The organism is Streptomyces sp. NRRL S-37 (genome assembly GCF_000721605.1).
Lineage (GTDB): Bacteria > Actinomycetota > Actinomycetes > Streptomycetales > Streptomycetaceae > Streptomyces.
In genome coordinates, this window is record NZ_JOIZ01000010.1 from 117,601 (window position 1) to 139,770 (window position 22,170).

The 22,170-nt window shown below is 72.7% G+C and carries 17 protein-coding genes, 1 tRNA gene and 1 riboswitch; of the genes, 12 read left to right on the forward strand and 6 right to left on the reverse strand.

What is annotated here, in order from left to right:
- Window positions 1-56 precede the first annotated feature (56 nt).
- The 3 genes from IH50_RS0116745 to IH50_RS0116755 form a co-directional block, all read right to left on the reverse strand.
- Window positions 57-737 (reverse strand): response regulator, encoded by a 681-nt coding sequence (locus IH50_RS0116745; protein ID WP_030862097.1) that lies wholly within the window; start codon window positions 735-737, stop codon window positions 57-59.
- The gene (locus IH50_RS0116750) at window positions 734-2,407 is read right to left on the reverse strand and encodes a sensor histidine kinase (RefSeq protein WP_030862100.1); all 1,674 of its coding nucleotides are present in this window, start codon (window positions 2,405-2,407) and stop codon (window positions 734-736) included. The genes IH50_RS0116745 and IH50_RS0116750 overlap by 4 nt, the downstream gene beginning before the upstream one ends.
- Window positions 2,408-2,500: 93 nt before the next feature.
- Window positions 2,501-3,442 (reverse strand): sucrase ferredoxin, encoded by a 942-nt coding sequence (locus tag IH50_RS0116755; RefSeq protein ID WP_030862102.1) that lies wholly within the window; start codon window positions 3,440-3,442, stop codon window positions 2,501-2,503.
- A gap of 352 nt (window positions 3,443-3,794) precedes the next feature.
- Between IH50_RS0116755 and IH50_RS0116760 the strand changes: the two genes are divergently transcribed.
- The gene (locus tag IH50_RS0116760; protein ID WP_030862105.1) at window positions 3,795-4,034 is read left to right on the forward strand and encodes a hypothetical protein; all 240 of its coding nucleotides are present in this window, start codon (window positions 3,795-3,797) and stop codon (window positions 4,032-4,034) included.
- A gap of 105 nt (window positions 4,035-4,139) precedes the next feature.
- Here IH50_RS0116760 and IH50_RS0116765 read toward each other — a convergent pair whose 3' ends face one another.
- Window positions 4,140-4,814 carry a DUF6082 family protein gene (locus tag IH50_RS0116765; protein WP_234328179.1) on the reverse strand — a complete coding sequence of 225 codons (675 nt, stop codon included), beginning with the start codon at window positions 4,812-4,814 and terminating at the stop codon, window positions 4,140-4,142.
- Window positions 4,815-4,988: 174 nt separating this feature from the next.
- Between IH50_RS0116765 and IH50_RS0116770 the strand changes: the two genes are divergently transcribed.
- A complete protein-coding gene (locus IH50_RS0116770) occupies window positions 4,989-6,059 on the forward strand; it encodes a CobW family GTP-binding protein (RefSeq protein ID WP_030862111.1) in 1,071 nt (356 codons plus the stop codon).
- Here IH50_RS0116770 and IH50_RS0116775 read toward each other — a convergent pair.
- On the reverse strand, window positions 6,056-8,506 hold the full coding sequence (locus IH50_RS0116775; RefSeq protein WP_030862113.1) for a DNA gyrase/topoisomerase IV subunit A: 2,451 nt from the start codon (window positions 8,504-8,506) through the stop codon (window positions 6,056-6,058). The two genes, IH50_RS0116770 and IH50_RS0116775, sit on opposite strands and share 4 nt — an antisense overlap.
- 462 nt (window positions 8,507-8,968) lie before the next feature.
- On the opposite strand from IH50_RS0116775, the gene IH50_RS0116780 reads away from it, so the two are divergent.
- The 4 genes from IH50_RS0116780 to IH50_RS0116795 all read left to right on the forward strand — a co-directional run bounded on the left by IH50_RS0116780 (window position 8,969) and on the right by IH50_RS0116795 (window position 13,773).
- Window positions 8,969-10,351, forward strand: coding sequence for a M16 family metallopeptidase (locus IH50_RS0116780; RefSeq protein ID WP_030862115.1), 1,383 nt, complete (start codon window positions 8,969-8,971; stop codon window positions 10,349-10,351).
- Window positions 10,348-11,736: a M16 family metallopeptidase gene (locus tag IH50_RS0116785; protein ID WP_030862117.1), complete on the forward strand. Its 1,389-nt coding sequence runs from the start codon at window positions 10,348-10,350 to the stop codon at window positions 11,734-11,736. The genes IH50_RS0116780 and IH50_RS0116785 overlap by 4 nt, the downstream gene beginning before the upstream one ends.
- 202 nt (window positions 11,737-11,938) lie before the next feature.
- Window positions 11,939-12,103: riboswitch (cyclic di-AMP (ydaO/yuaA leader) on the forward strand.
- 12 nt (window positions 12,104-12,115) lie between these two features.
- On the forward strand, window positions 12,116-12,889 hold the full coding sequence (locus IH50_RS0116790; RefSeq protein WP_030862119.1) for a M23 family metallopeptidase: 774 nt from the start codon (window positions 12,116-12,118) through the stop codon (window positions 12,887-12,889).
- 188 nt (window positions 12,890-13,077) lie between these two features.
- Window positions 13,078-13,773, forward strand: coding sequence for a GntR family transcriptional regulator (locus IH50_RS0116795; protein WP_030862121.1), 696 nt, complete (start codon window positions 13,078-13,080; stop codon window positions 13,771-13,773).
- 157 nt (window positions 13,774-13,930) lie between these two features.
- On the opposite strand, the gene IH50_RS0116800 is transcribed toward IH50_RS0116795, so the two are convergent.
- Window positions 13,931-14,212 (reverse strand): HPr family phosphocarrier protein, encoded by a 282-nt coding sequence (locus IH50_RS0116800; RefSeq protein WP_030862123.1) that lies wholly within the window; start codon window positions 14,210-14,212, stop codon window positions 13,931-13,933.
- A gap of 188 nt (window positions 14,213-14,400) precedes the next feature.
- Between IH50_RS0116800 and IH50_RS0116805 the strand changes: the two genes are divergently transcribed.
- The 6 genes from IH50_RS0116805 (at window position 14,401) to IH50_RS0116830 (ending at window position 22,164) form a co-directional block, all read left to right on the forward strand.
- Window positions 14,401-17,232 carry a bifunctional GNAT family N-acetyltransferase/acetate--CoA ligase family protein gene (locus IH50_RS0116805; RefSeq protein ID WP_030862124.1) on the forward strand — a complete coding sequence of 944 codons (2,832 nt, stop codon included), beginning with the start codon at window positions 14,401-14,403 and terminating at the stop codon, window positions 17,230-17,232.
- Window positions 17,233-17,277: 45 nt separating this feature from the next.
- Window positions 17,278-17,874 (forward strand): DUF5998 family protein, encoded by a 597-nt coding sequence (locus IH50_RS0116810; RefSeq protein ID WP_030862126.1) that lies wholly within the window; start codon window positions 17,278-17,280, stop codon window positions 17,872-17,874.
- Window positions 17,874-19,241: an alkaline phosphatase family protein gene (locus IH50_RS0116815; RefSeq protein WP_234328180.1), complete on the forward strand. Its 1,368-nt coding sequence runs from the start codon at window positions 17,874-17,876 to the stop codon at window positions 19,239-19,241. Before IH50_RS0116810 ends, IH50_RS0116815 begins: the two co-directional genes overlap by 1 nt.
- Window positions 19,242-19,290: 49 nt before the next feature.
- Window positions 19,291-19,941, forward strand: a complete 651-nt coding sequence (locus IH50_RS0116820) for a thymidine kinase (protein ID WP_030862130.1) — start codon at window positions 19,291-19,293, stop codon at window positions 19,939-19,941.
- A gap of 251 nt (window positions 19,942-20,192) precedes the next feature.
- Window positions 20,193-21,869 carry an SWIM zinc finger family protein gene (locus tag IH50_RS0116825; protein ID WP_030862134.1) on the forward strand — a complete coding sequence of 559 codons (1,677 nt, stop codon included), beginning with the start codon at window positions 20,193-20,195 and terminating at the stop codon, window positions 21,867-21,869.
- A 219-nt stretch (window positions 21,870-22,088) separates the two neighbouring features.
- A tRNA-OTHER gene (locus IH50_RS0116830) sits at window positions 22,089-22,164 on the forward strand.
- The last annotated feature ends 6 nt before the right edge of the window (window positions 22,165-22,170 follow it).

Sequence of the window (22,170 nt, forward strand, 5' to 3'; positions counted from 1 at the left end):
AGACGGACGGCGCCGCCGTCCGCGGAAGGTCCCTGTCCGCCCCACGGACCGTGTCCTCAGGCGCGGGTCGCCCACGCGTAACGGTGTTCCGGGCGGCCCGCGTCGCCGTACTTCAGGGTCAGCGTGGCCCGTCCCGTGCGCTCCAGGAGCTTCAGATAGCGCTGGGCGGTCTGGCGGCTCACCCCCGTGCGTTCGGCGATCTCCTGGGCCGACAGCGGGCCGCCCGCGTTCATCAGGGACTGCCGTACGAGCTCCGCGGTGGTGGGGGAGTGCCCCTTGGGCAGCTGCGGTTCGGACGACGCCGACAGCGCGCCGAAGATGCGGTCCACCTCCGCCTGCTCCGCCTCACCCCCGCCGTCGAGGGTGCGGCGCAGCTCCGCGTACGCCTCCAGCTTGGCGCGCAGCCCGGCGAAGGCGAACGGCTTGACCAGGTACTGCAGAGCGCCCTGGCGCATCGCCGCCTGCACCGTGGACACGTCACGGGCCGCCGTCACCATGATCACGTCGGTCTGGTGTCCGCGCCGGCGCATCTTCCGCACCACCTCGAGCCCCGTCTCGTCGGGCAGATAGTGGTCCAGGAGGACGAGATCCAGCCGGGGCAGTGTCTCCAGCCGGCCGAGCGCCTCGGCCGCGCTGTGCGCCTGACCGGCGACACGGAAGCCGGGCATCTTCTCGACGTACGCGGCGTTGACCCGCGCGACCCGCACGTCGTCGTCCACGACCAGGACCTCGATCATTCCGACTCCTCCTCGGTGCTCCCCGGGGCGGACGCCCCGCTGAGCGCGGGTTCCGCGCCCGGCTCGGTCAGGGCCTCGGGCAGCACGACGGTGAACTCCGCGCCCCCGCCGGGCGCCTCGCCCACGTCCGCGCTGCCCCCCTGCCGCTCGGCGAGCCGGCGCACCAGCGACAGCCCGATGCCCCGCTCGCGGTGGGCCGGCGGCTCCTTAGTGGACCAGCCCTCGGTGAAGATCGACTCGCGGTGCTCCGGCGGAATCCCGGGCCCGGTGTCGCGTACCACGAGCACCGCCGTACGGCCCTCGGCGCGCAGTTCGACCTCCACGCGCGCGTGCGGAGCGCCGGCGACGGCGTCCAGGGCGTTGTCCACCAGATTCCCGACGACGGTGACGAGCCCCCGGGGGTCGATCAGCCGGTCCGGGAGCCGGGTCCCGTCCGACACCCACAGCGCCACGCCGCGCTCGGCCGCGACCGTCGCCTTGCCCACCAGCAGCGCCGCGAGCAGCGGGTCCCGGATCTTCTCGGTGACCTGTTCCGACGTGGCCCGGTGATCACCGACCACCTCGCCGACGAACTCCACGGCGTCGTCGTACATCTCCAGCTCCAGCAGCCCCAGCAGGGTGTGCATGCGGTTGGCGTGCTCGTGGTCCTGGGCGCGCAGCGCGTCGATCAGTCCCCGCGTGGAGTCCAGTTCCCGGCCGAGCCGGTCCAGCTCCGTGCGGTCGCGCAGGGTGGCCACGGCGCCGCCGTCGTCCGTCGGCATCCGGTTGGCGACCAGCACCCGCCGGCCGCGGACGGTGAGCAGATCGGTACCGGTCACCCGTCCGGCCAGCACATCGGCGGTGCGTCCCGGGCCGAGCGCCAGGTCGGGGGAGTGGCCGACGGCCTCCTCACCGATCCCCAGCAGGCGCTGCGCCTCGTCGTTCAGCAGGCGGACGCGGCCGGCGCGGTCCAGGGCGACGACGCCCTCCCGGATGCCGTGCAGCATCGCCTCACGCTCCGCGAGCAGCGCCGCGATGTCCGAGAAGGCCAGGTCCCGGGTCTGCCGCTGCACCCGTCGGGAGATCAGCCAGGCCGCGAGCGCGCCCACGGCCAGGGCACCGCCGGCGTACGCGAACAGTCCCGGGATGGCGTGGATCAGCCGGGCCCGGACGCTGTCGTAGGCGATGCCGACGGAGACCGCCCCGACGATCTTCCCGTCGTCGTCCCGCAGCGGAACCTTGCCCCGCGCGGAGCGCCCCAGGGTGCCGTCGTCGATCTCCATGACGTCATGTCCGGCCAGCGCCTCACCGGGGTCGGTCGACACCAGGCCGCCGATCCGCTCCGGATCGGTGTGCGACCAGCGCACGCCTCGCGCGTCCAGCACCACGATGTACTCGGCACCGGTGGCCTTCCGGATCCGTTCCGCCTCCCGCTGCACCGGCCCGTCCGGGGACGGCGCCGTGCCGCGCAGGTCCCGCGCCAGCTGCGGCTGCTGGGCGGTGGTCTGCGCGATCGCGAGCGCGCGGCGCATCGCCTGGTCGTCCAGCTGGTCGCCGAGCGGCGCGAGGAACAGCCCGGTGGCCAACACCGTGACTCCCGCGGCGATCGCCAGCTGCATCAGCAGGACCTGTGAGAACACCCGCCGCGGCAGGCGGAGGCGCAGGCGGCGTGCGGGGGGAGTGGGGCTCATACCCATGACGGTACGTGGACGGGCGCGGGGCGACGCGGGGGTGTGGCGGGGATCTCCCGGGCCCGTGTCTCCGCTCTCCGCGAGTGGGGGCGGTCAGCCCGCCAGCGCCGCCAGGGTCACCTCGCGGACGCCCACGACGTCCATCCGCGCGGGCGAGCCGAGCGCCGACCCGCAGCTCTCCGGACGGGGCGGCAGGGATGCGCCCCGGGCGACCTCCACCAGCCACCGGCGCCCGTCCCCGTGGGCGACGGTCACTTCCCATCGGGGCGCCGCACCGTCCGTCCGTACGACGCTCAGGGCCTCGGCGGCGTACTCGCCCACCGCGCGCCGGACGGCCAGCTCGGCCGCCTGACCGGGCCGCTCCCAGGCGGAACCTCCCCGGCATCCCTCGACAACGATCCGGCCGTCCCGGGCACCGTGCAGCACCTCCTTGACGGCGTGCGCCTCGGCCCGCCCGTACGCGTAGCCGTACGGCAGCACGAGCACCGTGGGGGAGAAGCGGTGACCGCCCAGGTGGGTGACCTCCCAGACACCCTCGGCCCCGGAGGCGGCGAGTTCGGCGGCCAGGGGCCGCCCGAGGAGGGCGCAGCAGCGGTCGCGTCTGCCGTTGGTGCAGACGAGGGCGAGGGGGGCGCCCTCATGGGGCCGTCCGCCGAGCGCGGTCGCGAGGGACTCCGGCTCGCCCCTGCCGAGCGCGGCGAAGTCGAGGCCGAGCAGGCGTCCGGGGTCCGTGGTGGTGGCGGCGTACAGCCACACGTTTCCGGGAACGGTGTGGGCCACGTACACCCGGCGCGCGGCGGGCGTCCGGCGGTCCGCGTGCCGTCCGGGCCGCCTGATGAGCGCGATCCGCACGCCGGTACCCCGCGCGGCGGCCTCCAGGGCACGGCCCAGCGCGGGGTCGAGGTGGCTGGAGGTGAGCGCCTTGGCACCCCAGGGACCGGGCTGCTCCAGCAGCAGCCAGGTCCGCGCGGTGGCGGCGGTTCCCGCGACCGGCTCGTCGAGCTCACGGGAGACGTTCGAGCACGTGCTACTCACAAAGGTGAGCCTAACCTGACTTCCTCGCGCGTGGCTTGTCGGCCCGCCCGTACGTCGTGGACCGGCCGTGTCCGTGGGCGCGCACGGCCCAAGGGTGACAATTGCCTTGAACGAGGCTGATCATCGATTCTTCGCTTACTTGTCACTCTTGGGGAGGATTCCCCGGAGTCGGAGTGTGTGAACACGTCCGGGTGATAGGAATGCCGCACGTGCCGCGTCCGAGGGCTGTGACCGGATCCGGTCACCTGCGTGCCGCGCTCACCAGGGCTTGGATGTGAGAGAGACTGCCCTCGCGCATCGCGCGGCAGCGGGCGCAGGCGCGCTTGTGCCTTGAGACAAAGGAAATTGAACAGTGAGTCAGATCATCCGCCGCCTCGGCGTCGCTCCACGTCACCGAGGCAGCGTGAGTGGTGGGACGTGTCCCGACCTCTTCGATTTGGCCGACGGAAACTTCGCCGTCATCGGCACGGATGTCACCGATTCGCTCGATTCCCAGCTGCCCGAGGACGCCGCACGTGCCGACTACGAGCGCATCGTCGTGATCACTCGGGAGACCCTGATCAAGGCGAAAGCTGATATACCGGACGCCTAGTCGTGGCCAAGCGGAAGAGTCCAACCTGGCGCGATGGGCAGTGCCTCTGCGTCAGGGCGGCTTGCGGCTCACGCCCAAGGGTGGGTTCTGCGGGGCGGTGACACCTCACTCCAGGTCTGTCATCGCCTGCTCGAAGACGCGGAACACGCGTCCCTCGGAGCTGTCCGCCGGGAGGCCGCTTTTGCTGGAGCGCGTGGCTTCCCAGTACTGACGGAACACAGGACTCCGTAACAGGCTGTTCGCGTACACCAGCAACTCGTCTTCGGACAAATGGCCCCAGCTGTGCATGAGGACGTAGTGGCTGAACGCCAGGTTGGCGAAGAGGTACTGGCGAAGGGTCCCCGCCGGTGCCCTCGGCAGGTCATTCCACACTTCGGCCAATGAGGGATCGGCCATCGCCATCTCCGTGAGCTGCACATGCAGCCCGCGTAGATCTGCTTCCGCGCTCCTGCGCAGCTCCTCGCGTGAAGCGACGAGTTCCTCCCGTTGCAGGGCCAGTTCCTCCCGCTGCGACCGCAGCTCACGTTGCTGGAAGAACAGGGCTATGACCAGCATGAGGAGGGCGAGCCCGGAGAAGACGGAATTTACGCCTCCGAAGTAGTCGCCGAGGGCACTGCGCTCGGCTGCCGTCGGCAGGTCCCCGTTCGTGCGCTCCACCCCGCTGACCAGCCAACCGCTGATCACTACGGATGCCACGCCCACTATGACGATGCAGAACGCTGCGGCCGCGGTCCATGCGCTGAGCGCAATCGCCGAACGGCGTAAGCCATGGTGTGCCACTGGTACCCCCTCTTCGTAGGCAGGCCGATACTTCCCGCTCCCCCGAGGGCAAAACGGATGGTTCGGTCTCAGTGCCGGCACCGGGCCGTAGATCCGTATCCTGGGGCGTCAGCCGGTTTTCGGGTGCGCACGCCGTGAGCGAGCCGGTGTGCGCACAGGTGTGAGAGGGGTCGTGTGTCGGAGCGGAGCAGCGGGCGGCAGATTCCGGTGGTCGTCCTGGCCGGATTCCTCGGCTCGGGGAAGACCACCCTGCTCAACCACCTTCTCCACCGCAGCGGCGGCAGCCGCATCGGTGCCGTCGTCAACGACTTCGGGGCCGTCGAGATCGACGCGATGGCCGTCGCCGGGGCGCTCGGTGACTCGACCGTGTCGCTGGGCAACGGGTGTCTGTGCTGTGCCGTGGACGGCAGCGAACTCGACGTGTACTTTGAGCGGCTCGCCCGCCCCTCCGCCGGGATCGACGTCATCGTCATCGAGGCCAGCGGCCTCGCCGAACCGCAGGAACTCGTGCGGATGGTGCTCGCCAGCGAGCATCCGGACCTCGTGTACGGCGGACTCGTCGAGGTCGTGGACGCCGCCGAGTTCGACGCCGTCCGGGCCAGGCACCCGGAGATCGACCGGCACCTCGCCCTCGCGGACCTCGTGGTCGTCAACAAGACGGACCGGGTCACCGACGCCGCGCGGGTACTGGCCCTGGTCCGGTCCCTCGTCGACCGCGCGGCCGTCGTCCCCGCCACGCACGGCCGGGTCGACCCCGAACTCCTCTTCGACTGCCGGCCGAGCGAGGAGCGCGTCGGGCAGCTGTCGTTCGACGATCTGCACCATGCCGATCACGCCGATCACTCCGAGCACCTGCACGCCGCGTACGACAGCGTCTCCTTCGTCTCGGAGCGCCCGCTGGACCCACGGCGGCTGATCCGGTTCCTGGACAGCCGGCCCGAAGGGCTCTACCGGATCAAGGGCTACGTCGGCTTCGGGCCGTACGACACCCGCAACCGGTACGCCGTCCATGCCGTGGGGCCGTTCCTGCGGTTCTGTCCCGAGCCCTGGCCCGCCGGTGAGGAGCGGCTCACGCGGCTCGTCCTCATCGGCTCGGGCATCGACGCCACCGCCCTCGGCGAGGAGCTGGAGGCGTGCGTGAGCGACGGCGCCCCACACGCCGACGAGCACGGCATGTGGGGCGTTCTCCGCTATGTGCCGGGGGCGGCGGAGGACCCGGCGGCCTGGGCCGGGCCCGCGGCCTAGGCCGGGCCCGCCACCACCGACACCGTCTTCGGCAGGGAGACGCCCGAGCCGTCACGGCGCGGGTCGGGCTCCGGGAGGGCCACCGCCGTGCCGTTCTTCTGCGCGGCACGGGCCGGGAGCGGGCCCGCCCAGGCGAAGGCCAGGCAGTCCTCGCCCTTCAGGAACCGCTGGCAGCGCACGCCGCCGGTGGCCCGGCCCTTGCGCGGGTACTGGTCGAACGGAGTCAGCTTGGCCGTCGTCTGGACCGAGTCGTCCAGCGTGCCCCGCGAACCCGCGACCGTGAATACCACCGCGTCCGCGGCCGGATCGACCGCCGTGAAGGAGATGACCTTCGCCCCCTCGGTGAGCTTGATGCCCGCCATGCCGCCCGCGGGACGGCCCTGCGGCCGGACCTGCGCGGCCGGGTAGCGCAGCAGCTGCGCGTCGTCGCTGATGAAGACCAGGTCCTCCTCGCCCGTGCGCAGCTCGACCGCGCCGACGATCCGGTCGCCCTCCTTGAGCGTGATGACCTCCAGCTCCTCCTTGCTGGAGGGGTAGTCGGGCACCACGCGCTTGACGATTCCCTGTTCCGTGCCGAGTGCCAGGCCCGGCGACGACTCGTCGAGCGTGGTCAGGCACACCACCTGCTCGTCGTCCCCCAGGGACACGAACTCGGCCAGGGGCGCCCCGCCCGAGAGGTTCGGCGTCGGCATCGCCTGCGGGAGCTGCGGCAGGTCGATCACGTTCAGCCGGAGCAGCCGGCCGGACGAGGTGACGACGCCGATCTCACCGCGGGCCGTCGCCGGCACCGCCGAGACGATCACGTCGTGCTTGACCCGCTTGCCGTCGTCGGCGAGCGGCTCGTTGTCCGCCGTACGGGCGAGCAGGCCCGTGGAGGACAGCAGCACCCGGCACGGGTCGTCCGCCACCTGCAGCGGTACGGCGGCGGCCGGGGTGCCGGCCGACTCCAGCAGCAGCGTACGGCGGTCGTTGCCGAACTTCTTCGCCACCGCGGCCAGTTCCGCGGAGACCAGCTTGCGCAGCTCCGCGTCCGAGTCCAGGATCCGGGTCAGCTCCTCGATCTCCGCGTTCAGCCGGTCCTGCTCGGCCTCCAGCTCGATCCGGTCGTACTTGGTGAGGCGGCGCAGCGGCGTGTCCAGGATGTACTGGGTCTGGATGTCGCTGAGGGAGAACCGCTCCATCAGGCGCTGCTTGGCCTGCGCGGAGTTCTCGCTGGAGCGGATGAGGCGGATGACCTCGTCGATGTCCACCAGGGCCGTGAGCAGGCCCTCCACCAGGTGAAGGCGGTCGCGCCGCTTGCCGCGGCGGAACTCCGAACGCCGGCGCACGACGTCGAAGCGGTGATCGAGATAGACCTCCAGGAGTTCCTTGAGGCCCAGGGTGAGCGGCTGGCCGTCCACCAGCGCCACGTTGTTGATGCCGAAGGACTCCTCCATCGGCGTCAGCTTGTAGAGCTGCTCCAGGACCGCTTCCGGCACGAAGCCGTTCTTGATCTCGATGACCAGCCGCAGACCGTGCTCGCGGTCGGTGAGGTCCTTGACGTCGGCGATGCCCTGGAGCTTCTTCGAACCGACCAGGTCCTTGATCTTGCCGATCACCTTCTCCGGGCCGACCGTGAACGGCAGCTCGGTGACGACGAGGCCCTTGCGGCGGGCTGTCACGTCCTCCACGGTGACCGTCGCGCGGATCTTGAACGTGCCGCGGCCCTTCTCGTAGGCGTCCCGCACGCCGGACAGGCCGACGATCCGGCCGCCGGTGGGCAGGTCGGGGCCCGGGACGTGCTTCATCAGGGCGTCGAGGTCGGCGTTCGGATACCTGATCAGGTGCCGCGCGGCCGCGACGACCTCGCGCAGGTTGTGCGGCGGCATGTTGGTGGCCATGCCGACGGCGATGCCCGACGCGCCGTTCACCAGCAGGTTCGGGAAGGCGGCGGGCAGCGCCACCGGCTCCTGCTCCTGCCCGTCGTAGTTGGGCGCGAAGTCGACCGTGTCCTCGTCGATGGACTCGGTCATCAGGCTGGTGGCCTCGGCCATCCGGCACTCGGTGTACCGCATGGCGGCGGGCGGGTCGTCGTTGCCCAGCGAGCCGAAGTTGCCGTGGCCGTCGACCAGGGGGACGCGCATCGAGAACGGCTGGGCCATGCGCACCAGGGCGTCGTAGATCGACGCGTCGCCGTGGGGGTGCAGCTTGCCCATGACCTCGCCGACGACACGGGCGCACTTCACGTAACCGCGCTCGGGCCGCAGGCCCATCTCGTTCATCTGGTAGACGATGCGGCGGTGCACCGGCTTGAGGCCGTCGCGCGCGTCCGGCAGGGCGCGGGAGTAGATGACCGAGTACGCGTACTCGAGGAAGGAGCCCTGCATCTCGTCGACGACGTCGATGTCGAGGATCTTCTCCTCGTACGAGTCGTCGGGCGGCGGGGTCTTCGTGCTGCGGCGGGCCATCGCTGCCGGCTCCTTGCTGAAGCGTTGTGGACGGGATCTGACGCGGACCATTGTGGACCGTCGCACTGACAGACGGGACCAGGACCCGGTTGTGAGGGCCCTGGGGAGGGCAGGGTACGGCGCGTGTGCGGTGCGTTTCCGCGCGGGGTTCCCGGTGACCGGGACGACGTGGGCCGAGGGGTGTTTGCGCTGCCCGGCGCTTGCGGAGTGCCTCCCCCACTCTCGACTTCGCTCGAGCGGGAGGTACCCCCATCGCCCACCCGTGCCGCCCTGGGGGTACCTCCCAGGCCCTTGAGGCACTGGGGGAGGCACGACTGCCCGCGGTCGTGCGCCGGCATTCTCGCTCTCGGCGTAGCCCGCCCCCGCCGGGAACTTCGTCGGGGGTCCGCGCGCTTGCATACAGTGGCAGGACCGGCAGAAACGGCGGTGTCGACGACCGCCTCCGCGATCGAAGGGACGTACATGCCCATGGGTCACACGGCCACAGCCCAGGCAGGCTCCGGCGGGCTGACAGCGACCGAACACCGCCTGGCCAACGGCCTGCGCGTGGTGCTCTCCGAGGACCACCTGACCCCGGTCGCCGCGGTGTGCCTCTGGTACGACGTGGGTTCACGTCATGAAGTCAAGGGACGTACGGGTCTGGCTCACCTTTTCGAGCACCTGATGTTCCAGGGCTCCGCCCAGGTGAAGGGCAACGGTCACTTCGAGCTGGTCCAGGGCGCCGGCGGCTCCCTCAACGGCACCACCAGCTTCGAGCGCACCAACTACTTCGAGACCATGCCCGCCCACCAGCTGGAGCTCGCCCTCTGGCTGGAGGCCGACCGCATGGGCTCCCTGCTGACCGCCCTGGACGACGAGTCCATGGAGAACCAGCGGGACGTCGTCAAGAACGAGCGCCGCCAGCGCTACGACAACGTCCCCTACGGCACCGCCTTCGAGAAGCTGACCGCCCTCGCCTACCCGGAGGGCCACCCGTACCACCACACTCCCATCGGCTCGATGGCGGACCTGGACGCGGCCACCCTGGAGGACGCCCGCCAGTTCTTCCGCACGTACTACGCGCCGAACAACGCCGTGCTCTCCGTCGTCGGCGACATCGACCCGGAGCGGACGCTCGCCTGGATCGAGAAGTACTTCGGCTCCATCCCGGCCCACGACGGCAAGCCCGCCCCGCGCGACGGCTCGCTGCCCGACGTCATCGGCGGGCAGCTCCGCGAGATCGTCGAGGAGGAGGTCCCCGCGCGTGCGCTGATGGCCGCCTACCGGCTGCCGGAGGACGGCACGCGCGCGTGCGACGCCGCCGACCTGGCGCTCACCGTCCTCGGCGGCGGCGAGTCCTCGCGGCTCTACAACCGGCTGGTACGGCGCGACCGCACGGCCGTGGCCGCCGGCTTCGGGCTGCTGCGGCTGGCCGGGGCGCCCTCCCTGGGCTGGCTGGACGTGAAGACGTCCGGCGACGTGGAGGTGCCGGTCATCGAGACCGCCATCGACGAGGAGCTCGCCCGGTTCGCCGAGGAGGGCCCCACGGCGGAGGAGATGGAGCGCGCGCAGGCCCAGCTGGAGCGCGAGTGGCTGGACCGGCTCGGCACGGTCGCCGGCCGCGCCGACGAACTGTGCCGGTACGCCGTCCTGTTCGGCGACCCGCAGCTCGCCCTGACCGCCGTACAGCGCGTCCTGGAGGTGACGGCGGAGGAGGTGCGGGAGGTCGCCGAGGCCCGCCTGCGCCCCGACAACCGCGCGGTGCTCGTCTACGAGCCCGTCGCCCCGGAAGCCGAGGACGCCGAGGACACCGAGGAAGCCGCCGCAGCCGCCGGCACCGACGAGAACGAGGAGGCGGCGAAGTGACCGAGCTCGCCACGATGGACTTCCACCCGCAGCCGCAGGCCGGCGACGCCAAGCCCTGGGCCTTCCCGGCCCCCGAGCGCGGCACGCTCGACAACGGCCTGACCGTGCTGCGCTGCCACCGCCCCGGCCAGCAGGTCGTCGCCGTCGAGGTGCTCCTCGACGCGCCCCTGGAGGCCGAGCCGGCCGGCCTCGACGGTGTCGCCACGATCATGGCGCGGGCCTTCTCCGAGGGCACCGACAAGCACTCCGCCGAGGAGTTCGCCGCCGAGCTGGAGCGCTGCGGCGCCACCCTGGACGCGCACGCCGACCACCCCGGCGTCCGCCTCAGCCTGGAGGTCCCGGCCTCCCGGCTCACCAAGGGGCTCGGGCTGCTCGCCGACGCGCTCCGGGCGCCCGCGTTCGCCGACAGCGAGGTCGAGCGGCTGGTCCGCAACCGCCTCGACGAGATCCCGCACGAGCTGGCCAACCCCTCCCGCCGCGCCGCCAAGGAGCTCTCCAAGGAGCTGTTCCCGGCGAGTGCCCGTATGTCGCGTCCGCGCCAGGGCACCGAGGAGACGGTCGCCGGCATCGACTCCGCGGCCGTACGCGCCTTCTACGAGAAGCACGTCCGTCCCGCCACGGCGACCGCCGTGGTCGTCGGCGACCTCACCGGTATCGACCTGGACGCGCTGCTCGGCGACACGCTGGGCGCCTGGACCGGCTCCCCGGCGCAGCCGCGGCCCGTCCCGCCGGTGGTCGCCGACGACACCGGGCGCGTCGTGATCGTGGACCGTCCCGGCGCCGTGCAGACGCAGCTGCTGATCGGCCGTATCGGCGCGGACCGGCACGACCGGGTGTGGCCCGCGCAGGTGCTCGGCACGTACTGCCTCGGCGGCACCCTCACCTCCCGCCTGGACCGTGTGCTGCGCGAGGAGAAGGGCTACACCTACGGCGTACGGGCGTTCGGACAGGTCCTCAGGTCCGCCCCGGACGGCACGGGTGCGGCGATGCTGGCCATCAGCGGCTCCGTGGACACGCCGAACACCGGCCCCGCTCTCGAGGACCTGTGGACGGTGCTGCGCACGCTCGCCGCGGAGGGGCTCACCGACGACGAGCGCGATGTCGCGGTGCAGAACCTCGTGGGCGTGGCGCCGCTCAAGTACGAGACCGCCGCGGCCGTCGCGAGCACCCTGGCCGACCAGGTCGAGCAGCACCTGCCCGACCACTACCAGGCCGACCTGTACCGGCAGTTGGCCGCGACCGGCACCGTGGAGGCCACCGCGGCCGTCGTGAACGCCTTCCCGGTGGACCGCCTGGTGACCGTCCTCGTCGGTGACGCGGCGCAGATCAAGGCGCCCGTCGAGGCCCTCGGCATCGGTGAAGTCACCGTCGTGACGGCCGAGTAGCGGACCGCGAGAACGCACGCGCGCGGCGGGCCCTGGTGACACGAAAGTCACCAGGGCCCGCTTATGCCCGAAACGGGGCGGAAGTTGCCTGTCTGGCCTGTGGCATGCGCTACAAAACCCGGGATTCGTTTGAGGACCGGGAGACGGCCCGCTTAGTTTCGTCCGGGCTGTTCGTCGGGCAGTGCGCCGCATCCGCGGCACCGGACAGCCATCGCCGAGTCCCCCTATGGCGCGAGCCGGGGGAGCCGGGGACCCACCGCAGTCCCTGGGGTGAATCGGACGCCCGCGCGTGTCGCGAGGGGGCCCGTAGGAGACCTTCCTGCTCCGAACCCGTCAGCTAACCCGGTAGGCGAGAGGGAAGGAAAGGACCAGCCTGTACATGGCGTTCACCCGCGCCCCGGGCAAGCACCGTCGTCCCGGCCGGACGCAGCGCGGCACCGCCCGCGTGGCGGGCGCCGCGGCGCTCACCACCACCGGCGTCGTCGGCTCCCTCGCGGCCCCCGCGCTCGCCGCCGAGCCCGCTGCCGCACAGACCGGCCTCACGCCCGTCGTCACCCTCGGCGACGAGGTCGCCGCCCGGATCGACGCCCAGGCGGCCGCCCAGCACGAGGCCGCCCGGGAGGCGGCCGAGGCCGCCGCGCGCAAGGCCGCCGAGGAGGCCGCGCGCGAGAAGGCCGCCAAGGAGGCCGAGGAGGCCCGCGCGGAGAAGGAGCGCGCCGCGCGGGAGGCCGAGCGCGAGCGCCTCAACACCTTCGTCTCCCCGATCCCCGGCTCGTACGTCTCGACCGGCTACCAGGCCGGCAGCTCGCTGTGGTCCTCCGGCAGCCACACCGGTGTCGACTTCCACGCCGCGAGCGGCACCCCCGTCCAGTCGGTCGGCGTCGGTACCGTCGTCGAGGCCGGCTGGGGCGGCTCGTACGGCAACCAGGTCGTCATCAAGATGCACGACGGCACGTACACCCAGTACGGCCACCTGTCGTCCATCGGCGTCTCGGTGGGCCAGCAGGTCACCGCCGGGCAGCAGATCGGCCTCTCCGGCGCCACCGGCAACGTCACGGGCGCGCACCTGCACTTCGAGGCCCGCACGGGCGCCGACTACGGCTCCGACCTCGACCCCGTCGCCTACCTCCGCGCGCACGGCGTGAACCTCTGACCCGCTCGCTTCCCGATGCCCCGGCTCCCCGAGCCGGGGCATCGGTGTTTCCGGGCGTCGCCGCCTCGCCTGTCCAAAAAATATGCATGGATTCCGGTCCGCCGTCGTGAATTCCCGCCGATTGCAATAGAGTCACGGAACACACGTCAATCGTCGACGTTTCACGGGGATTAAGCCGGAGGTTCGTCATGCGTATTCCCGCGCACTCGGTGTGCACGGCGATCCGGGACGACATCGTCGCGGGTGTCCACGAGCGCGGCGGCCGGCTCACCGAGGAAGTGCTCGCCCGCCGTTACGGTGTCTCCCGCGTCCCCGTCCGGGAGGCGCTGCGCACGCTGGAGGCCGAGGGATTCGTGGTGACCCGGCGGCACGCGGGCGCGTGCGTCGCGGAACCCACCGAGCAGGAGGCCGCCGACCTGCTGGAGATGCGCGTGCTCCTCGAGCCCCTCGGCGCCTCCCGCGCGGCCCAGCGCCGCACCGAGGCCCATCTGAAGGTGCTGCGCGGCCTGGTCCGGCTGGGTCAGGAACGCGCCCGCCAGGGCAACAGCGACGACCTGCGCTCCCTGAGCGGCTGGTTCCACGAGACGCTCGCCCAGGCCACCGGCAGTCCGGCGCTGACCTCGGCACTGACCCAGCTGCGGCACAAGATCGCCTGGATGTACGCCGTCGAGGGGCCGGCCGACCCCGTCGAGTACTGGGCGGAGCACGGCGCGATCGTGGACGCCGTGGCGCGCGGCGACGGCGACCGCGCGCGGTCCGTCACGGCGCTGCACACCGAGCGCGCGAGCGCCGGGCACCGCCTGCGTTTCGCCCACGGCGCCGGCCGCGCGGACCGTGTGAGGAACTCGCAACATGCCGTAAACATGCCGAGCGGTCGGCATTAACACGGGTGCCGTATACAAAGAGGGAACATTTCCCGGGGTTTATTCATGCTGCCCGTAAAAGGGGGAAAGCCGCCCGCGGAAGGGGAAAGCCGTCCGTGGCGGGGGGAAAGCGAAAGGCCCGCCCGGCGGTCCGGGCGGGCCTTTCGGTGAGATGTCCTCAGACGGTCTCGGGGAGTTCCTCGAGGCCCTCGGCGACCAGCTTCGCCAGGCGGTCCAGGGCGGCGTCCGCGCCCTCGGCGTCGGAGGCGAGGACGATCTCCTCGCCGCCCTGGGCGCCCAGGCTCAGGACAGCCAGCATGGAGGCCGCGTTGACGGGGTCGCCCCCGGCCTTGGCGATCGTCACCGGGACGCCTGCGGCCGTGGCGGCTCGGACGAAGATGGAGGCGGGGCGGGCGTGGAGACCCTCGGCCCAGCCGACGTTGACGCGGCGCTCAGCCATGTGTTGCTGCCCTTCGCTGTTCAGGGTTGTCTAGACCAGTTTCCCACATCGTGAAGCATGCCCGGAGCGTGCCCGAAGGGGCCTTCGCTCCCGCTCCCGGTGACAGCCGGACCGCGGCCTCGGCCCGGCTGTCGTCCACCACAGACTGCCTCGCGCCGTTGTCGTACGCGAGCCGTACTCTGGGGCCCATGCAGACCTCGTCGGACCGGCACGAGTATCCCGCTCACTGGGAGGCCGACGTGGTGCTGCGCGACGGCGGCACCGCGCGCGTCCGCCCCATCACCGTCGATGACGCCGAGCGCCTGGTCAGCTTCTACGAGCAGGTGTCGGACGAGTCGAAGTACTACCGCTTCTTCGCGCCCTACCCCCGCCTGTCCGCCAAGGACGTCCACCGCTTCACGCACCACGACTTCGTGGACCGGGTGGGACTCGCGGCCACCATCGGCGGCGAGTTCATCGCCACCGTACGCTACGACCGGATCGGCGCCGACGGCACGCCCGCCTCGGCTCCGGCCGACGAGGCCGAGGTCGCCTTCCTCGTCCAGGACGCCCACCAGGGCCGGGGCGTCGCCTCCGCCCTCCTCGAACACATCGGCGCCGTCGCGCGGGAGCGCGGCATCCGCCGGTTCGCGGCCGAGGTGCTGCCCGCCAACACCAGAATGATCAAGGTGTTCACCGACGCCGGGTACACCCAGAAGCGCAGCTTCGAGGACGGTGTCGTCCGCCTGGAGTTCGGCCTCGAACCCACCGACCGCTCCATGGCCGTGCAGTACGCGCGCGAACAGCGCGCCGAGGCACGCTCGGTGCAGCGACTGCTCGCCCCCGGCTCGGTGGCCGTCGTCGGCGCCGGCCGCGCCCCCGGCGGCGTGGGCCGCAGCGTCCTCGACCACCTGCGGGACACCGGGTTCACCGGCCGGCTGTACGCCGTGAACAAGGCTCTGGGGGAAGGGGAGGAGGAACTCGGCGGGGTGGCCGCGTTCCGCTCGGTGCGGGACATCGACGGGCCCGTCGACCTCGCGGTCGTCGCGGTGCCCGCCGAGCGGGTCCCCGAGATCGTCACCGAGTGCGGCGAGCACGGCGTGCAAGGGCTCGTCGTCGTCTCCGCCGGCTACGCCGAGTCCGGCCCCGACGGCCGCGAACGCCAGCGCGCCCTCGTACGGCAGGCGCGCTCGTACGGCATGCGGATCATCGGCCCCAACGCCTTCGGCGTCATCAACACCTCGCCCGACGTGCGGCTGAACGCCTCGCTCGCCCCTCAGATGCCCCGCACGGGCCGGATCGGGCTGTTCGCCCAGTCCGGCGCCATCGGCGTCGCCCTGCTGTCCCGCCTGCACCGGCGCGGCGGCGGCGTCACCGGCGTCACCGGCGTGTCCACCTTCGTCTCGTCCGGCAACCGGGCCGACGTCTCCGGCAACGACGTCCTGCAGTACTGGTACGAGGACCCCGACACCGACGTCGCCCTGATGTACCTGGAGTCCATCGGCAACCCCCGCAAGTTCACCCGTCTCGCCCGCCGGACCGCGGCGGCGAAGCCGCTGGTCGTGGTCCAGGGCGCACGCCACGGAGCGGGGCCCCGGGGGCACGCCGTACGGGCGACCCGGCTGCCCCACGCGACGGTGTCCGCGCTGCTGCGGCAGGCCGGGGTGATCCGCGTGGACACCATCACCGAACTGGTCGACACGGGCCTGCTGCTCGCCCGCCAGCCCCTGCCGGCCGGACCCCGGGTGGCGATCCTCGGCAACTCCGAGTCCCTGGGCCTGCTCACCTACGACGCCTGCCTCGCCGAGGGCCTGCGTCCGCACCGCCCGCTGGACCTCACCACCGCGGCCTCGGCGGCGGACTTCCACGCGGCGCTCTCCCGCGCGCTGGCCGACGACACGAGCGACGCGGTCGTCGTGACCGCGATCCCGGCGGTGGGGGAGAACCCGGCCGGCGACGCGGCCCTGGCCCAGGCCCTGCGCTCGGCCGCCGCCGCGACCCCCTCCAAGCCCGTCCTGGTGGTCCACGTGGAACTGGGCGGCCTCGCGGAGGCGTTGTCGGCCGCCACGAGTACGGCCCCGCAGGCCCCGGCACCCCCGACCCCGGCGCCCCCGACCCTGGCGTCACGGCCCCGGGCGGACACCGCTTCCGCGACCGCCCCGCCGCCCCCCGAGGGCGCCCACCTCATCCCCGCCTACCCCGCCGCCGAGCGTGCCGTCCGGGCGCTCGGCCAGGCCGTCGCGTACGGCCAGTGGCGGCGGGACGCCGCAGAGCCCGGCAAGGTGCCGGAGTACGACGACATCGACGAGCGGGGCGCCGCCGCCCTCATCGAAAGGCTCCTCTCGCGCGGCCAGGGCCTCACCCTCGGCGCCGACGCGACCTGCGACCTGCTCGGCACCTACGGCATCCACGTCCACCGCGCCCTCCCCGCCCCGGACCCCGGCACCGCCGCCGAGGCCGCGCGCACCCTCGGCCACCCCGTGGCCCTCAAGGCGACCGCCCCCCACCTGAGGCACCGCGCCGACCTGGGCGGCGTCCGCCTGGACCTGGCCGACGAGGAACAACTGCGCCGGGCGTACAGCGAGTTGACGGAGCTGTTCGGCGCCCCGGAGGAGCTGCGCCCCGTGGTGCAGCGGATGGCCCCGCGCGGCGTCGACACCGTCGTACGCGCGGTCATCGACCCCGCCGCCGGAGCCGTCCTCTCCTTCGGGCTGGCCGGACCCCCCTCGCAGCTGCTCGGGGACATGGCGCACCGGCTGATCCCGGTCACCGACCGGGACGCGACCTCACTGGTGCGGTCGATCCGGACCGCCCCGCTGCTGTTCGGCTGGCGTGGCTCGGCACCGGTCGACACCCCGGCGCTGGAGGAGCTGATGCTGAGGGTGTCGCGGCTGGTCCACGACCATCCGGAGGTCGTCGCGGTCACCCTGGAACCGGTGGTCGTCGCCCCGCGCGGCGTGAGCGTCCTCGGCGCCTCCGTACGCCTCGCCCCGCCGCCCGCCCGCGACGACCTCGGCCCGCGGACCCTCCCCGCGTACTGACCGGCGCCGGTGAGCGGTGCCTCGCAGTCGGTGGTCCCCCGTAGGATGGGGCCCATGGCCAAGACCAGTACGACGACCCAGGGGCTGCGGGCGGCGATCGAGCGCAGCGGCTACTACCCGGCCCTCGTGGCCGAGGCGGTGGAGGCCGCCGTGGGCGGCGAGCCCGTCCGGTCGTACCTGGTCCATCAGGAGACGACGTTCGACTCGAACGAGGTGCGGCGGCACGTCACCGTGCTCGTCCTCACCGGCAACCGCTTCATCGTCAGCCACACCGACGAGCAGGCCGCGGACAGCACCTCCCCGACGCCGTACGCCACCACGTCCACGGAGTCGGTCAAGCTCGGCCGGATCTCGTCGATCGTGGTCAGCCGGGTGGTCGCCAACCCGGAGTCGTACAAGCCGGGCACGCTGCCGCGCGAGATCGTGCTCACCATCGGCTGGGGCGCCGTCTCCCGCATCGACCTGGAGCCGGCCGCCTGCGGCGACCCCAACTGCGAGGCCGACCACGGCTACACGGGCAGCTCCACGGCCGACGACCTGAGCCTGCGCGTCAGCGAGGCCGGCGACGGCCCGGAGACGGTGCGCCAGGCCCTCACCTTCGCGCAGGCCCTGTCCGAGGCGACCGCGGACCAGACACGCTGATGGCACAGCCCACCCCCGGCGCACGACCCTCGCCGGGCGCCCAGCCTGCCCCCGGCGCGCGGCCCGTGCCCCGCCCGCAGGCTCCCCGCCCCGCCCCGCCCGTCCGCCCCGCGCCGTCCACCTCCACGGCGCGGCCCGCGCGGCCCGCACCCTCCACCCGGCCCGCGCCACCCCCGACCCCCACCGCCTGGGACGACGCACACCCCCGCCCCCTCGCCCCCGGCTCCGCGCCCCTGCCCGAATACGGCACCGGCTCGCTCGCCGACCTGCTGCCCACGCTCGCCGCCGGCATGGCCGTCCCCGGTACGACCGCCGCGATCCCCGAGCTGACCCCCGCCGACCGGAACTGCGTGTTCCTGATCGACGGGCTGGGCTGGGAGCAGCTGAAGGCGCACCCGGACGAGGCCCCCTTCATGACGTCCCTGCTCGCCGCCTCGCGCGGCGGCACCGGACGCCCGATCACCGCCGGATACCCGGCCACGACCGCCACCTCCCTGGCCTCCGTCGGCACCGGCCTGCCGCCGGGCGCGCACGGCCTGCCCGGCTACACCGTGCGCAACCCGGACACCGGCGAGCTGATGAACCAGCTGCGCTGGCAGCCCTGGACCCCGCCCGGCCCCTGGCAGCCCTACCCCACCGTCTTCGAGCTGGCCCACCGCGCGGGCGTGCACGCGGCCCAGGTGTCCTCCCCGGCCTTCGCGAACACCCCGCTGACCAAGGTCGCGCTCAGCGGCGGCAGCTTCCACGGGCGGCTGTCCGGCGAGGAGCGTATGGACGTCGCGGCCGAGCAGCTGGCCGCCGCAGACCGTTCCCTGGTCTACACGTACTACGCGGAGGTCGACGGCGCCGGCCACCGCTTCGGCGTCGACTCCGACACCTGGCGCGGCCAGCTCATGTACGTCGACCGGCTGGTCCAGCGCCTGGCCGAACAGCTCCCTGCGCGCAGCGCGCTCTACGTCACCGCCGACCACGGCATGCTCGACATCCCCTTCGACGAGGACCACCGCGTCGACTTCGACGAGGACTGGGAGCTGAAGGCGGGCGTCGCCCTGCTAGGCGGCGAGGGCCGCGCCCGGCACGTGTACGCCGTACCGGGCGCCGCCGACGACGTGCTGACCTGCTGGCGCGAGGTGCTCGGCGAGCGGTTCTGGGTGGCCTCGCGAGACGAGGCGATCGAGGCGGGCTGGTTCGGTCCGGCGGTCGAGGAGCGCGTGTACCACCGGATCGGCGACGTGGTCGCCGCCGCACGGGACGACGTCCTGCTGATCGCCTCCGAGCGGGAGCCCAGGGAGTCGGCGATGGTCGGCAACCACGGCTCGATGACCCCTGCCGAGCAACTGGTCCCCCTGCTCGAAGTACGCTCCTGAACCCCTGCCGACCCGTCCGCGACCTCTGCCGAAAGGTGCCCGACCTCCCATGCCCGAGCTGGTGTTCTTCTCCGGAACGATGGACTGCGGGAAGTCGACGCTGGCTCTCCAGATAGAGCACAACCGTTCGGCACGCGGCCTGACCGGCATGATCTTCACCCGCAACGACCGGGCCGGCGAGGGCAAGCTCTCCTCCCGCCTCGGCCTGGTCACGGACGCGGTCGAGGTCGGCGACGGCGCGGACCTGTACGCGTACCTCGTCGACCACCTCTCGAAGGGCCGCCGCGCGGACTACGTGATCGCGGACGAGGCGCAGTTCCTGGCCCCGGAACAGATCGACCAGCTCGCGCGGGTCGTGGACGACCTGGAACTCGACGTCTACGCCTTCGGCATCACCACCGACTTCCGCTCCAAGCTGTTCCCCGGCTCCCAGCGGCTGGTGGAGCTGGCCGACCGGGTCGAGGTGCTCCAGGTGGAGGCCCTGTGCTGGTGCGGCGCCCGCGCCACGCACAACGCCCGTACGGTCGGCGGCGTCATGGTCGTCGAGGGCGCCCAGGTGGTCGTCGGCGACGTCACCGGCTCCGCGGACGAGGTCGGCTACGAGGTCCTGTGCCGCCGCCACCACCGCCGCCGTATGACCGCCGCGACGGCCCACGCGGCGGCACTGTCCCCCGACGTACTGCCGGTCACGCCGGGCTGACCGGACGGCCGCGGGACACCGGCGGGCCGGGCGCCTGACGGAGCCGACGGGCTGTGAGAGTCAGATCCTCGGGGCGGCAGCCCAGGAGCGCGAACCCCACGGGGCCCGGGGAGGCGCGCGTGAACGGCCGACCGCCCCTTGGAGTCGGGCGAGTTGAGGGGCGTACCCGGCGAAGTCGTCGGTTCGCCGCCTCGGCCCCCACTAGGCTGGGGGCATCGACCGGCACCACCATGGCAGGGTGGAAAAGAACCATGCGAGGCCTCACCGAGACGGACCTCAGGACGCTGGCCGGTGCCCGTTCCTTCGAACGCGCCCTCGGGTATCTCGACGCGGTGTCCGGGATCGAGGTGGGGGACGGCTGGATCACCGCGCGGGTCCAAGGGACGGAGCGGTACGAGGTCGAGCTGACCCTGGACGGGCCCCGCGGGCTGTCCGGCGCGTGCGACTGCCCGTACGGTCTCGAGGGCAACTTCTGCAAGCACCTGGTCGCCCTCGGTCTGACCGTGCTCGCCCGGCCGGGGAGCCTGCCGCGGCAGCGGAAGGCGGCCCGGGAGCGCGCGCGGGACCTCGACGGGTGGCTGTCCGCCCTGTCCAAGGACGAGTTGCTCGCCCTGTTGCGGGAACAGGTCGACGAGGACCGGCAGGTGCGGCGGCGCCTGGAACTACGGGCCGCGAGCGCCCGAGGAGACCTCACCGCGGTCCGGTCCCGTATCCGCGACCTGCTCGACATCGGCCCCTTCGCACAGTACGGCTACGTCGAGTACGCCGATGCCCGCGCCTACGCCGACCAGGCACGGCAGGCGGTGTCCGCGATCGGCGCGCTGACCGGCTCGGGCCGGGCCGCCGACGCGATCACTCTGGCGCGGGAGGCGATGCGGCTGCTGGCCGAGGCGGTGGAGAGCGTCGACGACTCCGACGGCCGGCTCGGGCAGATCGGCGCGGGCCTCGCCGACGCCCACCTCGACGCGTGCCGCGCGGCACACCCCGACCCCGAGGAGCTCGCACACTGGCTGGCCGGCCATGTGCTCGGCGACGCCGACGACGGCCTGACCGACATCGATCCGCTCGACTACGACGACGTCCTCGGCGAAGAGGGCATGGCCGTCCTGCGGAAGCTGGCCGTCGAGGCGTGGCGGCGCAACCGCCGCGGCTGGGCGGAGAAGTACCTGATGGAGCGTCTGGCCAAGGCCGGGGGAAACGTCGACGCGGTGATCGCCGTGCACGCGGCCGATCTCGCGCCGAACGGCCACACCCACCTGGTCATCGCCCGCGAACTGGAGGCTGCCCGGCGTTTCGACGAGGCCCTGGAGTGGGCGGAACGCGGTATCCGGGACGCCCGGGACCTCTCCGCCGTGGACACCGCCCTCGTCGACCACCTCTGCGACCGCTATGCGCGGGCGGGCCGGACCGCCGACGTCGTCGCCGTGCGCCGCGACCACTTCGGCGCCCGCCGTTCACTGTTCGCGTACCAGCAGCTGCGCGCCGCCGCGCGGGCCGCGGACAGCTGGCCGGCCGAGCGCGAGGGAGCCCTCGCCCTGCTGCGCGCCGACGCGGAGCGGCCGCGACAGAGCTGGTACGGAGGCCCCGTCCTGGTCGACGCCCTGCTCGACGACAAGGACGTCGACGCCGCCTGGCAGGCCGCCACCGGCACGGGCGCCTCTGATCAGCAGTGGCTCGCACTCGCCGACCAGGCCCGTGCCGCCCGTCCCGCCGACGCGCTCGGCGTCTACCTGCGCCTGGCCGAGCCGCTGACCGAGGAGACCGGCAACAAGGTCTACGAGCGGCTCGTCGGCCTGCTGCTGAGCATCCGCGACTGCCACCGCCGCCTGGGCACCGAAGACGAGTTCACCGCTTACCTCACCGTTTTGCGCGCCACCCGGAAACGCAAGCGGAACCTGATGCGCCTGATGGACGAACACGGTCTGTGAGCCGGACGGCTTCTCGGGCCCGCCCACCCGGCCGGAACCCCGGTCACCGCGCTGAACGGCCAGCGGTGTGAAGGGCCCGCGACACAGGGGCCGAGGCGGAGCGGCATCGGGCTCGTCGCCCTCGTGGGCGGTCGAGGGGTGGTGGCGTCCCGCACGCAGAGGATCTCGTTCAAACAAGTGATCGACATCGTGTCCGATCCCGCTATGATCTTCCACGGCAAGGCCGTAGCGCAGAGGTCGTCGCGCCCTCGCATCAAGCCGGAGGACGTCGGTTCGAATCCGACCGGCCTTGCCACCCTTG

Bases quoted from the DNA above. Each gene is read 5' to 3' on its own strand.
- IH50_RS0116780 (WP_030862115.1), top strand. From the start codon at position 8,969: ATGCCCATGGGTCACACGGCCACAGCCCAGGCAGGCTCCGGCGGGCTG.
- IH50_RS0116815 (WP_234328180.1), top strand. From the start codon at position 17,874: ATGGCACAGCCCACCCCCGGCGCACGACCCTCGCCGGGCGCCCAGCCT.
- IH50_RS0116775 (WP_030862113.1), bottom strand. From the start codon at position 8,506: ATGGCCCGCCGCAGCACGAAGACCCCGCCGCCCGACGACTCGTACGAG.
- IH50_RS0116745 (WP_030862097.1), bottom strand. From the start codon at position 737: ATGATCGAGGTCCTGGTCGTGGACGACGACGTGCGGGTCGCGCGGGTC.
- IH50_RS0116790 (WP_030862119.1), top strand. From the start codon at position 12,116: ATGGCGTTCACCCGCGCCCCGGGCAAGCACCGTCGTCCCGGCCGGACG.
- IH50_RS0116805 (WP_030862124.1), top strand. From the start codon at position 14,401: ATGCAGACCTCGTCGGACCGGCACGAGTATCCCGCTCACTGGGAGGCC.
- IH50_RS0116800 (WP_030862123.1), bottom strand. From the start codon at position 14,212: ATGGCTGAGCGCCGCGTCAACGTCGGCTGGGCCGAGGGTCTCCACGCC.
- IH50_RS0116820 (WP_030862130.1), top strand. From the start codon at position 19,291: ATGCCCGAGCTGGTGTTCTTCTCCGGAACGATGGACTGCGGGAAGTCG.
- IH50_RS0116810 (WP_030862126.1), top strand. From the start codon at position 17,278: ATGGGGCCCATGGCCAAGACCAGTACGACGACCCAGGGGCTGCGGGCG.
- IH50_RS0116825 (WP_030862134.1), top strand. From the start codon at position 20,193: ATGCGAGGCCTCACCGAGACGGACCTCAGGACGCTGGCCGGTGCCCGT.
- IH50_RS0116795 (WP_030862121.1), top strand. From the start codon at position 13,078: ATGCGTATTCCCGCGCACTCGGTGTGCACGGCGATCCGGGACGACATC.
- IH50_RS0116750 (WP_030862100.1), bottom strand. From the start codon at position 2,407: ATGAGCCCCACTCCCCCCGCACGCCGCCTGCGCCTCCGCCTGCCGCGG.